This window comes from Methyloprofundus sedimenti (assembly GCF_002072955.1).
Lineage (GTDB): Bacteria > Pseudomonadota > Gammaproteobacteria > Methylococcales > Methylomonadaceae > Methyloprofundus > Methyloprofundus sedimenti.
Map to the genome: position 1 here is coordinate 2,474,231 of NZ_LPUF01000001.1, position 13,125 is coordinate 2,487,355.

Consider the following 13,125-nt stretch of genomic DNA (forward strand, 5'->3'; position numbering starts at 1 on the left):
TTATTGGTGGTAGCCAATGGATAGAGACTGTTAAAGCCCAAAAACACATGAGAATAAGCATTACCGGAGTGCAAAAATATGTTTTTGCACTCCTTTTTCATCCAACGTAAAATTAATCGGTTTTGTGGGTTGAATAATAAGAATAAATCGCAGGAAAAACCAGCAAGACGATGAATAATGAAGAGACTATGCCTCCCACCATAGGCGCAGCAATACGCTTCATGACATCGGCTCCAGCACCGGCACTCCATAAAATCGGTAATAAGCCAATAAAAGAGGCCAGACTAGTCATTAGCATCGGACGGATACGTTGGCTGGCACCGTCAACAATTGCTTCAAAAAGATCTGCTTTAGTGAGTTGGTCATTGTCAGCTATATGCTGCCGATAACTTAAGTCTAAATAAAGCATCATCAGTACGCCCATTTCAGCCGCTAGTCCCGCCAGTGCTATCATACCCACCCCTACCGCAATACTGATATTGTAATCCAGCGCTGCCAGCAACCACACAGCACCTGTTAGTGAAAAAGGAATAGTGATCAGAATAATCAGGGCTTTGACCATAGAGCCGTGATTAATAACTAACAGGATAAAAATAATCAATAAGGTGATAGGTACCAGCAGCATTAATTTTTCTTTAGCGCGTTCAAAATACTGGAATTGTCCAGCCCAGGCTATCCGAACACCTTGAGGAAGAATGGCTTGTTCATTCAATACTTGTTTGGCAGTCGTTACATAATCAACGATGCCTAGATTATGTACGTCAACAAAAACAAAAGTGACCAGTTGCCCATCTTCATTACGCAACATCGGAGGGCCAGTAACAAATTCGATATCAGCCAGTTGACTGATAGGAATATGTGCACCACTGGCTGTCGGTACACGTATACGTTGCAGTGCTTCGGGATTATCCCGAAATTCACGGGCATAACGCAGATTAATCGCATAGCGTTCCCGACCTTCAATAGTATTGGAAACCGTTAACCCGCCCACTGCAGTCATCAGCACTTCTTCAACATCATCCACCGTCAGTCCATAACGGGCGATTTTATCCCGGTCAATATTAAAATCGAGAAAGTAGCCTCCTGTCAGTCTTTCGGCGTAGATACTTCGAGTATAAGGTTGAGTGCGCTGATCCTGTTGCAAGGTTTGTTCAATATTGATTGCTGTTTTTTCAATACTTGCCAGATCATCACCAAAAACCTTGATGCCCAGACTGGAACGAATGCCAGTGGCCAGCATTTCTGTTCGCGTCTGGATGGGCATCCACCAAATATTAGGCATACCGGGGTATTGCAGCTGTTCATCCATTTCAGCGATTAACTTATCCCAATTCATATCTTTGCGCCACTGCTCTTTGGGCTTTAAGGTAATCACGGTTTCTACCATCGACAAAGGAGCAGGATCTGTTGGACTGGTGGATCGACCAATTTTGCCAAATACCCGTTCGACTTCAGGAAATTGTTTTAACTGTCTATCCATCGTTTGTAACACTTTACCGGCTTCGGTAATGGACATGCCGGGTAGCGTTGTGGGCATATACAGGATGCTACCTTCATTTAGCGGTGGCATAAATTCACTGCCCAGCTTTAAAAAAACCGGAATCGTCGCCAATAAAGCCAATACTGACATAACAATCACAGCCGCTCGCCAGCGCAAGGTAAAACGCACGATGTGTTGATACAAGTTAATCAATAAGCAGTTCAGACCGTTGTTGTCACTGTTGATTTTGCCACGCATCAATAACACCGCCAATGCCGGTGTCAGGGTAATGGCCAGTATTGCAGCAAAGCCCATAGAATAGGTTTTGGTATAGGCCAATGGAGAAAATAAGCGCCCTTCTGTGCCTTCCAGTGCGAATACCGGAACAAAAGCCAGGGTTATAATCAGTAAAGAGAAAAATATACTCGGACCGACTTGCTGCATAGCCTGAATAATAAGCTCACGGCGATGAACTGAGTCTGGCTTGCTGGCTAATTGTTTGTGAATATTGTCGATTATCACAATAGCCGCATCCACCATGGCGCCAATAGCCACAGCAATACCGCCCAAAGACATAATATTGGCACTCAGGTGTTGTGCCGACATGGGGATAAAGGCTAACAAAATAGCAACCGGCAAGCTGATAATAACAATTAAAGAAGATCGAAAATGCATCAGAAACAGCATGATCACTACCGAGACAATCAGCATTTCTTCTATTAAGGTCAATTTGAGGGTGTCAATGGCTTCTTCTATTAATCCCGAACGATCATAAGTGGTGATAATTTCAACGCCTTCAGGCAGACTGCCGCCAATTTCCAGTAAGCGTTGTTTGATACGCTGAATAACATCCTGCGCATCTTCACCATAGCGCATAATAACAATACCGCCTACGGTTTCACCTTCGCCATCCAGTTCGGCCAGACCTCTACGCATAGCGGGTCCCATGCTAACCTGGGCAATATCACGTATGCTAACCGGCACGCCTGTTTTACTGACCGATAAAGCGATGCGTTCAATATCAGCAACACTGTTGATATAGCCTCGTCCGCGAATAAACTGTTCATGACCGGCTATTTCCAGCACTCTGCCACCAACATCATTATTGGAACGTCGGATGGCTCTGGCGACTTGATTTAAACTCAAGCCATAATCAGCCAGTTTATTAGGATCAACGGTGACTTGATATTCTTTTTCAAAACCGCCAATAGCGGCGACTTCTGCCACACCTTCAACCGATTCCAGCCAATAACGCAGTTTATAATCTTGCAAACTACGTAGATCGGCCAGATTATGTTTGCCTGATTTATCCACCAAGGCATATTCATAGACCCAGCCCACACCGGTAGCATCAGACCCCAAGCTAGGCTGTACACCTTCCGGTAAATCGGATGCGGCACTATTGAGATATTCCATCACCCGGGATCGGGCCCAGTAAATATCGGTATCGTCGTTGAAAATAACATAAACAAAACTTAAACCCATAAAGCTTTGTCCACGCACAAATTTAACATTCGGTGCGGAAAGTAAGGCGGTAGTCAGTGAGTAAGTGATTTGATCTTCAACCAAATCAGGGCTGCGCCCTGGCCATTCGCTGTAAATAATCACCTGTACATCGGATAAATCCGGAATCGCATCCAGTGGCGTATTCACTAATGAACGATATCCCCAAAAAGCCAAAAGCAAGGTGATAATCAAGGTTAATTCGGCATGTTTAGCGCAGTAGCCGATAACAGATGCAATAGCTCCGGTTGTTGTTATAGGTTTGTTTACCATTGTGCCAACCCCGATTTCAATTTGCTTTCTGCGGCAATCAAGAAGTTTCCGGAAGTGACGATGATATCGCCTTTAGCGAGCCCATCCAGCACTTCAATCATATCGTCATTCCGCAAGCCCGTTTTGATTTTGACAGGCAGTAAACGACCATGACCTTTATCAACAAAGACTATTCGTTGTTCTCCTGAATAAATCACCGCCTGTTCAGGAACAACCATGCGTTCCCCAAGATCAATGTGTAACGACAGTGTCGCAAACATATCGGGCCGTAATAAACCGTTGGCGTTGTCTAGTTGTACGCGAATAATGGCACTGCGTGTTTGCGGGTTTAAAATAGGATCAACAAATATTACTTTCGCAGTGTAGGACTGTTCAACATGTCCTGGCAGTATAATATGCGCAGACATGCCAACTTTAATCCAGGGTAAATCAGCTTCATAAACTTGACCTTCCACCCAGACCGTCGATAAATCAGCCAGACGTAATAATCGGGTTCCTGCTTTAACAGCAGATCCTGCCACCAAGTTTTTTTCAATAATTGTGCCGTTAACCGGTGAGGTTATCGGTAAATATTCGATGGCTTGGCTACGTTTTTCCAGCGCTTTAATCTGGGTGCTGTTAATATCCCAAAGTGCTAATCGCCGCCTTGCTGCTTTGCGTAAACCAAAAGCATAATTTTGCTTCAAACTGTCCAGGTATTCGTCCTGGGCTGAAACCAGGTCGGGGCTATAAACAGTAAATAAAGTTTTGCCCTGTTGCATCGTTTTTCCCAGGTAGTCAGCATTTAGTTGACCTATCCAGGCATCGTATTTCAAATTAATATCAGTGATTTGAGATTGGTTATAAGTCACTCTTGCGTCTGTACGAATGATTTTTAGCAGTTTTCGGCAGACGACGTCTGTTGTAGTCACACCAATTAATTGTCTGCGATAGCTATCCACATTAAAGGTTGCCAATTGTTGTTTAGGAATATCTGCCTGCTTGTGTTGTGGAGATAATTCACTCGCTGTGGCCTGCATCAATTCCACGCCAGTGCGACTGGTATTCATGTCGAACACTAACTTGGCATTGCCATATTTTGGCGATTCAATAGCAATAGAGATTGGCCAACTACCATTCATCGGTAAGGAATAATGCCCTTGGTAAAGCCCTGCGTGGCTATTGTCTATACTTACTGGTTCTCGCATGGCTTGCATGGAACCCATTGCCGGCATTTCAGCATAAGCTTCAATATTGGCATCCGTAATTGCCTGGTCTTTGCCATCACGTAGTGAAATGGTCAGTTGATTATTACCAATTTTTGGTTTGTCTGGATTGAGTTTTATCTGGATTTGATAATGACCTGCCTGGTAAGTCGCACCAAAATTTTGTTGTTTGGCTGGGGGGGCTGTTGGCTGATTGTACAAAAAAAAGACTATGCCTATTAATAGCAATGACAGCATAAGGCCTAAACTGGTTTTGATCACTGTTTTCATTGTATTAACCGCCCTATCTGTTCATTAGTTGACAATGGCTCCAGACTTCCCGTGGCTTGTTCAAGTTTGGCAAAATTACGATGCACATTAGCCAGTGCCTGTGCTGTTTGAAGTTGAGTTTGCAAGCGGTTTTTTTCACTGCTAATCAGGGATAAAAAATCCCCTTTTCCCGATTGATAATCAGCTTTTGCGGCGGCCAGATTTGCATTAGCCAGTGAGGATAATTGTTGACGATACAGATGCAGCAAATGCAGGCTTTCTTCTACCTGCGAATAAGCAACCGCCAGCTCTTCATTTATTCTGGCCTCAACATCAATCTTGCGCCAATGTGCTTGTTGACTATTCGCTTTTGCCTCTTGTTCGGCTGCACGGCGTTTGCTTTGATTCAGCGGTATATTAATACCGATCCCCATATTGAATCGCTTATCTTCATTATCCCAGAGGCTGTTGTATCCCGCGGATACTTTAAGGTCCGGGTAATAGTCTAATGCCGCCAGTTTATTTTGTGTTTTATAGGCATTGATATCCGCTGTTATCGCCTTAAGTTCAGGACGCGATCGTAAAGCTATTTTTTGCAAAAGTTTAAAGTCGGGGAGTTTATTGCTTTCGCTCAGTTGTGTTGGTAAAGACAGGGGTGAATCTACAGGACGATTCAATAAGGTATTGAGTTGAGCAAGAATTACTTTCTTTTCATTTTGTAATACGATAGTTTGATGTTTGAGTAATGTTAGTTCGACTTCAGCATGTAAAACATCTTGCTTGCTAACTTTACCTGTACTGTATTGAGTCAGTGCAATATCTCTGAATTCTTGCAATAGCGTTTGGTTGATTTGATTGATAGCAATCGCCTGATGAATAAAATAGCTATCTGCAAAAAGGGTTTTTGCCTTACTTGCTAAAAGCAATTGTAAGGTTTTTATATTTTGCTGTTGGCTTATTGCCTGATATTCAGCTACTTCACCACGTAAAAATAATTTACCAGGAAAAGGTATTTTTTGTGATATTTCAAAACGCTGGCCAAAATCCAAATTCTGTCCATTCGGTTTCTGACTATCTCCTGTTAAAGGTGCAAAGCTATATTGAAATTGAGGATCATCCAAAGCAGATTGCTGTTCAATTCTTGCCAGCGAAGCTTGCCAACTTGCCTGCGCAATGTTTAATCGAGGGTTAGCTTGTAATACCAGTAGAACCAGTTGACTTGCGGATAAGATATTAACAGAATCGGTGTGTTTTAATTCATTGGCAGCTGAATTAATTGGCTGAACTAGCGTCAGCAGCAAGACCAATAGCCTGGTCGGATAAAAATGAGTTTTCATGAGACTCTCTCTGAGTGTTTTAACACAGAGGTAACGCTCTACAGTCATTAAATAAAAGATATTGGCGTAGGATGTGCTGAGGTACGAAGCGCATCTGTGAGAGTATTTTCTGTGATGCGCTTCCTGTCGTCAGCGTATCCTACGATGTATTTTTTATTTAATGCACATGAGGCTGTACGTTACCTCAAAAAAATTTCAGTCTATTACTGAAATATGGGAGCGAGAGTTTCGGCCTAAAGACGAAGGCGACGGGTAAGGAGATAAATTGGATTATCACGATTGAATGCAGGCGGTTCAAGCGCGGCTAGCAAAAAAGGTGATGATATCGGTAGAGGTGCAGGTGAAAATTTTTGGAAATCTATGATGGGTGGCGGCTGTGGACCGTCAAGTAAAAGCGTCAGATAATCTACAGTTGATGCGCTACTCATCATGCCTGCATCATTTAAAATATCATAACTAAGCTCACAACATGCGGTTTCTGCCATTTGTTCATGCATGCCACAATTATCGGCCATTAAGCAAATAGCCGAATCATGTTCACCACAGCAGCAAACCATCTTGGGTTTACTTTCCATTGAATCACAGGCATACAAGGTTTGTATTTGTGAAAACAACGCAGCTAGCAATACAAGTGTGCTGAATATGCGCTGTAGATTGATATTGCGGAAAACATTCATATTTTTATTCTAATAGAATCGATTCAAAGATGCAATCAGTCGCCAATGCTGTTATCGAGACGCAATGTCAGAAAGTTAATGCGAGCTCCGTTTGGTCATAAAGGCACCCAGCAAGGGCCATTTTTAGAGACCGCTCTAAGAGCAGTACGATTCACAACGCTATCGGGAAAAAGTTTGTTCAATACTGTTTTAATTTCAATAAAAGCCATCGTCTGGCCATCACTTTCCCCGGGATTGACGTTGGCAACACTTATGGTCAAAAAAAGCGTATTAGTACAGCGGCTCTTGATAAAAGATCAGTATCAAGCCTATCTGGAAAAAAGCAAATCCGGAAATAAAACCGGCAATGTTTTTTCCTGGTGAATCCAGCTTTAATTCCAGCCACCGACCTATCGCCATTATCAAGGCAAATAAGCCCATAAAAGTATGGCCAATCTGGATAAGAAAAGAGCTTTTTGCCTGAAACCCGACATGGGAATGCGTTAATAACATCAAGCCGCCGAACGCGCATAGAATCGGAAAAATGTAAGGTAACTTGCTCTCCGGGTCGCTGGTCATTCGAGCACGCAACTCAATTCCACCTAATAAAAATACTAACAGGGTTGCGATACGATGCTGAAATATTTCACCATTTTCCAGCATGCTTTCCCAAAAGCCCATCGTGCCATTAGGCCAGGTTTCGGCATCAGCACGTAACAGAATAAAGATACCCAGGCCAATAAAACCAACCGGCCAGTAACGTGTCCAGGTAAGTGATTTTCTGTAGGATAACATGGCAAACAGGCTCATCACCGTGACAAAAATACCGGCAATATTATGATTGTAATCAGACCAGGCAGTTGCTGCTGCCGAAGGCGTTTGGCCAATGATTGCAGTACGCCCTGCTTCTCCAGCAAGTAAAGCAGCATGGCTGGGCGAGGTGGTAAGCGGAATACGTGGCGCAAAAGAATGTAATACTTCACCCCAGGTAGCAGTTAACCCGGGAATATCAATGGCCGGTGGTTGAGAGGCAAGACTGGCCGCAGTAAACAATAAAGTAATCAGTACAAAAGTCTCTGCCTCAATATAATAAGGCACTCGATTGAATACATCATGCTTATTGGCTGAGGATGCATATTGTAATACCGCGCGCCGATTCAGCCAGGCAAAGCCTAAAGCAATCGCCAGCAGTAAAAATTTAACTAGCAGGATATTGCCATAACCGGTGCCAATAAAACCATTCCAGCTAGTGATATAGTTTAGAGCCATAGGTGTACCCGATAGTAATATCCCGGCTACCGCAATCATACCCAGCCTGGAAAAGCGTCGCAAACTATCTGGCCAATAGCTGTCAGGAATCTGTTTCTGCCGGGTTAGCTGCCAGATACTGACTAACTGAAATACACCGCCAATCCATACAGCGGCAGATACCTGGTGTATTGTGGTTAGTGCCATTAAAATCACGCGGTACTCAAATCGACCTGCGGCATGCACTAGCCAGGCACCTGAAATAATCATGAGTCCAGCAATTATCGCTGCATTAAACCACTGCTTACGTGAATAAGCATTGTGTCGTAATACTGAATAAACAAAAGTCGCTAAAGCTATCGCTAAAGATAATCTAAAAATGCCCCCTATAAACTGTGTTGTTGAGGCAAATTCCGGAAAAGGCCAGCGCTCTAATATAGAATCCATTAGCCAGATCTTTAGTATGATCTTGATAAACTGAACAATCGCTAACGCAAAAGCGCCTTGATAGATTAAGCGGATAGTTTGTTCTGTTAAAATAATGTGTACTTTATTTTGCTTATGCGCATATTCCCAGGGACGTAAAATAAATAGCCCCCAGACTAAACCGCCAATTACTAAAGAATAGCAAATAAGATCAATACCCCCGATAATGGAGTCTAGAAAATCAGCAATACCTTCCATCTTGTTTCCCTATGGCTGTACTGTGAAATGAATAACATCTTCAGTTATATGCCCGTCTGCTGCAAAAATCTTATAATGTAAAGCATACACACCTGCATCAAGTGCAGGCATATCTATGAGTGCGACCCCTGGTTCTTTACCCGCTGTCACACTTAACACTTCTTCTACATCTCCCGTACGCACAAGAAAAACTTGTGATAAACCCAGCTCTATATTAGAGTTAAAATTTAACTTAACCTGACTGGCTTTGCCTGCACTAACTGTTTGTAATTTTAAAGAATAATCTGTCACCACTGCATGGGCATTAACTAACCCGGTATAACAACAAGATAAAAGTATCAAGCGACATAATAAGCGTTGCATTTGACAAGTTCTAAGGTGCATATAAGTATTCCCTATAAATATTACTGAATAAAACCCTCTATTTTATAACCGAATTTACATTGAATAAAGAATTTTACTTAACTCACATACAGTTGCGCTGTTATGCCAGGTCAATTTATTCAAAAAACTGCTTGAACTTAGCCGCATAGTTTATTTTGGCTATGTCACCGTTAAGTATTGAAAATCACCCAGAGCAGAATGTAACAATTGCTCAGGGGTTAGATTGTGGTTCCGATCCATAATTCTGCACCAAGCCAAATAATTAGGTAAATACTTGGTGGCTACACCATGAAAGCGGTCTAGCCATGATTTAAAACGGTGGTGGTATGCATTGACATTTTGTATATGATAGGCCCCTTTAGTCACCCGCTGCCCTTGACTCATGTTAACGATTTCATGAGATACTTTTTCAGCTTTACAAAATGCACCATAAGTTGGATTGCCATCACTCACAAGGAGGGCATCCTGGTCTAGTATTGGCTTTAAATGCGTATCAAGAACAATTTTGCTTATTGGGCCATTACCTGTCACAAAATCTACGGTTTGTTTTGAGCGATCACGAGCAATTAAAATGCACATTTGCTCATCAGAAATCCCTCGCTTAGTCGCACAGCCCCCTCGTTTCCTTGGTTGACGATTGAGATGGCGTTCTCCTTTATGTGACTCAAGTAAGTAGGTTTCATCAGCTTCTGTAATGCCATGAAGAGCACTGGGACGATCCTGCTGAATCCAGCTTAAAAAACGGTGCCGCCATCGAAAGGTTGTATTTCGATGCACATTAATTTCTTTAGCTGCCTGCCGGACAGTCAATGATTCTGCGATAGCTCCTAAGTAATCAAGCCACTTTGACTTGAGGCGTAGATGAGCAAGAGGCGTTCCTGTCAAAGCATTAAATGTCTTTTTGCAGGCTTTACAGCGGTAGCGCTGAAGGCCATCTTTTATTCCATGCCTGTGGCTTTCGGTATGGGAGCAATGAGGGCATTTACCTTTGCTATCAAATATTGTTTCAATTAAATCAAAAACCTTAGGTTCGTCCTCTAGTTGATCCAGTGCTTTCGTTAGAACAGTGCGTTGATGGTGGTCAAGTTGATTTATTTCGGAAATGAACTCTAAAAACTCTGGGGCTTTCAGAAACTTCTCATTATCCACGGGAAAATATTAAAAAGTTGCTTTACAATATATTCTATGAACTCGCCTAAACCTGAATTACCAGAGATAAACAAAGAAGATCGCACACCGCTAGTCGATGTGTTATTGGAAATGCTTGCCTGGCAACAAAAGCAGATTGATGAGTTAGCACAAGAGATACTCAAGCTTAAAGGTGAAACCACAAAGCCTAAAATCAAACCGAGTACAATGGATAAGGAGGGTGCCCCAGGAAGTGATGACTCCTCATCAAAAAGGAAAAAAGGCCCAAGGCGCAGTAAAAAAGGCAACCTCAAAATAGATGAAACCCAAATTATTCAGCCGAATGAAATCCCAGAGGGTTCACGCTTTAAAGGGTATCAGGATCGTGTTATTCAGGATATTACCTTTCAAACTCATAACATTCGTTATCGTTTAGCAGAATATATAACGCCAGAGGGTCTTACGATTTTAGGTCAGCTTCCTGAAGACATTCAGGGAGGTAGTTTTGGTAAAAGCCTTATTGCCTTTATTCTCTATCAATACCATCACCAACATGTCACACAGCCATTACTACTGGAACAAATTCGTGATTTAGGCGTCGATATTTCGAGCGGTAAGCTCAGTTATATACTAACAGAAGATCTGGACGATTTTCATGCCGAAAAAGATGAATTACTGAAGACGGGATTATCCGTTTCTAAATATAACCTGAGTTCGGGATAAGAAAAGGTGGGCAGTCTTTTGAAAATCTGAAAAAATAGAAACAACCAAGAATTTATTTTTTCTAAGACTGCCCAATGCTAAGTTTAACCCGATTATTTTGTGATGTAGATGATTTTTGTAAAACCTTTTTACCCCACTGGGAGAAAACCCAAATAGAAAACGGTGAAAAGAAAAGACGGAAAAAGCGTTGCATTAGCCCCAGTGAAATAATTACTTTGATTGTTTACTATCATCAGTCAGGGTATGACACATTTAAATGGTTTTATTTACGCTACTTGCCCAAAAACTTATCTAAAGCTTTCCCAAAGGTGCCGAGTTATAACCGTTTCATTGAATTATTGCCCGATATTATCGGTCCTTTAACGGCTTTTATGCAAACACGTTGTGGCCGAAGTGAAGGTATTGCATTTGTTGATTCAACACCCCTTTGCGTTTGTAAAAATATTCGTATTCCGCGCCATAAAACTTTCAAAGATGTGGCCCAACGAGGCAAGTCTTCTACGGGCTGGTTCTATGGGTTTAAATTACACATTATTGTGGATGATCGAGGGGAAATACTTTCTTTTTCAATCACGAAAGGGAATGTTGATGACCGTAAACCCGTACCAAAATTGGCTAAAAATCTGATTGGAAAGCTTTTTGGCGATAGAGGATATATTTCTAAAAAACTCACTGAACTTTTAGCAACCGATGATGTTGAGTTAATCACAACTCTCAAGAAAAATATGAAACCACGAGTCATAGCTGCTTTTGATGCACTTTTATTGAGAAAGCGTAGCATTATTGAAACTATCAATGATCAACTTAAAAATATTTTTCAGCTTGAGCACTCTAGACATCGTTCGCTTACGAATTATATGATCAATATTGTTGCTTGTTTAGTTGCTTATTCTTACCAGGAAAAAAAGCCTGCACTCAACTTACGTAGAGAAGATTTATTACCTTTGTTATGACGTCTTATCCCGAACTCAGGTTAAATATATTCATACAGATGATACTGGCGCACGGCATAAAGGGCAAAATGGCTATTGCACACATATTGGCAATGATTTTTTTGCCTGGTTCAGTAGTACAGAAAGTAAAAGCAGAATCAATTTTTTAAACTGTCTATCACAAGGCAAAACAACGCTTTATACATTGAACACAGGTGCCATTGAATACATGGCACAAAATAAGCTGTCTGTTGTAATCTTGGCGACACTGGAAAATATCAGTGTCTGCATTAACACGGCACCTGACTGGTGCGAATGGCTGGATCAGCAAGGCATCGTTAAACCTCGGCACAGAAAAATAGTCACGGAAGGTGCTTTGATGGGAGGGCTGCTAGACCAAGGCATTTCCTCTGACTTTTCAATTATCAGTGATGATGCAGGGCAGTTTAACGTCTTTGATCATGCCTTGTGCTGGATCCATGCCGAACGAGTGATTAATCGCCTGATTCCTTTAAATGACAGCCATACCAAGGCAGTAGATGACGCACGCGACCAGCTTTGGTCGATTTACCATGACCTGAAAGCTTATAAACTTAATCCTGTTACCGAACAGGCGAGCAGTATCAGGCAGCGCTTTCAAATCCTATGCAGTACCAAAACCTGTTACGAAACGCTTAACCAGGCCCTCGGGCGAATGGGGAAAAATCAACATGAACTCCTCCGTGTACTCGACAAACCCTACCTCCCACTTCATAACAATTTAAGCGAACGGGATATAAGGGATTACGTCAAGAAACGAAAAATCAGCGGGAGTACACGAAGTGATGCAGGGCGGAAAGCCCGTGATACTTTTGCCAGTCTCAAGAAGACCTGCCGAAAGCACGGCATGTCATTTTGGGGTTATTTAAAAAGTCGCTTACTGAAGTTAGAAGGGATTCCTCCGTTATCGGAAGTCATTCGTGCGGCCGCTGCCAGTGGATAATGAGAAGTTACGGCTTTCATAACTATCTCCTTAATTTACATGGGCTTTATTTACTTATACGCTCTTGTTATATGAAATTCCATACTTTACGGTGACATAGCCTTTATTTTTAATGGTTTAACAAAAGAGTCTAGTTCTTATTTTTGTAACTCATATCCGGGATATTAGATTTAAGCAAGGGCTTAAGTATTGTTTATCATCAATCTGGAGAAAAAGGTATAGACTGTTGCTTGACCAGAGAAGTGATAAGTCTTCCTGATTACCTAGAAGCTTCAGCTATCTTAAAAAAATGCGTGTAAATTCTTTAGAACTCTGGAGGCGCTAACCCATGAGTGCCTTGA

The 13,125-nt window shown here is 42.0% G+C and carries 10 protein-coding genes; 3 read left to right on the plus strand and 7 right to left on the minus strand.

Annotated elements, in window-relative coordinates:
• Window positions 1-112: 112 nt before the first annotated feature.
• The 7 genes from AU255_RS10950 to AU255_RS10980 form a co-directional block, all read right to left on the minus strand.
• Complete coding sequence (locus tag AU255_RS10950) at window positions 113-3,256, minus strand: efflux RND transporter permease subunit (protein WP_080522894.1); 3,144 nt, start codon at window positions 3,254-3,256, stop codon at window positions 113-115.
• Window positions 3,250-4,731, minus strand: a complete 1,482-nt coding sequence (locus AU255_RS10955) for an efflux RND transporter periplasmic adaptor subunit (protein ID WP_080522895.1) — start codon at window positions 4,729-4,731, stop codon at window positions 3,250-3,252. Before AU255_RS10955 ends, AU255_RS10950 begins: the two co-directional genes overlap by 7 nt.
• Window positions 4,728-6,047, minus strand: coding sequence for a TolC family protein (locus AU255_RS10960; RefSeq protein ID WP_158083104.1), 1,320 nt, complete (start codon window positions 6,045-6,047; stop codon window positions 4,728-4,730). Before AU255_RS10960 ends, AU255_RS10955 begins: the two co-directional genes overlap by 4 nt.
• A gap of 233 nt (window positions 6,048-6,280) precedes the next feature.
• Window positions 6,281-6,724, minus strand: a complete 444-nt coding sequence (locus AU255_RS10965) for a hypothetical protein (RefSeq protein WP_080522897.1) — start codon at window positions 6,722-6,724, stop codon at window positions 6,281-6,283.
• 270 nt (window positions 6,725-6,994) lie between these two features.
• Window positions 6,995-8,635 carry a copper resistance D family protein gene (locus AU255_RS10970; RefSeq protein WP_080522898.1) on the minus strand — a complete coding sequence of 547 codons (1,641 nt, stop codon included), beginning with the start codon at window positions 8,633-8,635 and terminating at the stop codon, window positions 6,995-6,997.
• 9 nt (window positions 8,636-8,644) lie between these two features.
• Window positions 8,645-9,019: a copper resistance CopC family protein gene (locus tag AU255_RS10975; RefSeq protein ID WP_233144619.1), complete on the minus strand. Its 375-nt coding sequence runs from the start codon at window positions 9,017-9,019 to the stop codon at window positions 8,645-8,647.
• 159 nt (window positions 9,020-9,178) lie between these two features.
• Complete coding sequence (locus AU255_RS10980) at window positions 9,179-10,150, minus strand: IS1595 family transposase (protein ID WP_080522391.1); 972 nt, start codon at window positions 10,148-10,150, stop codon at window positions 9,179-9,181.
• A gap of 54 nt (window positions 10,151-10,204) precedes the next feature.
• On the opposite strand from AU255_RS10980, the gene AU255_RS10985 reads away from it, so the two are divergent.
• The 3 genes from AU255_RS10985 to AU255_RS10995 all read left to right on the plus strand — a co-directional run bounded on the left by AU255_RS10985 (window position 10,205) and on the right by AU255_RS10995 (window position 12,784).
• Complete coding sequence (locus AU255_RS10985) at window positions 10,205-10,870, plus strand: hypothetical protein (protein WP_080522900.1); 666 nt, start codon at window positions 10,205-10,207, stop codon at window positions 10,868-10,870.
• Window positions 10,871-10,944: 74 nt separating this feature from the next.
• On the plus strand, window positions 10,945-11,823 hold the full coding sequence (locus tag AU255_RS10990) for an IS982 family transposase (RefSeq protein ID WP_080521034.1): 879 nt from the start codon (window positions 10,945-10,947) through the stop codon (window positions 11,821-11,823).
• Window positions 11,753-12,784, plus strand: a complete 1,032-nt coding sequence (locus AU255_RS10995) for an IS66 family transposase (protein ID WP_143735908.1) — start codon at window positions 11,753-11,755, stop codon at window positions 12,782-12,784. Before AU255_RS10990 ends, AU255_RS10995 begins: the two co-directional genes overlap by 71 nt.
• Window positions 12,785-13,125 lie beyond the last annotated feature (341 nt).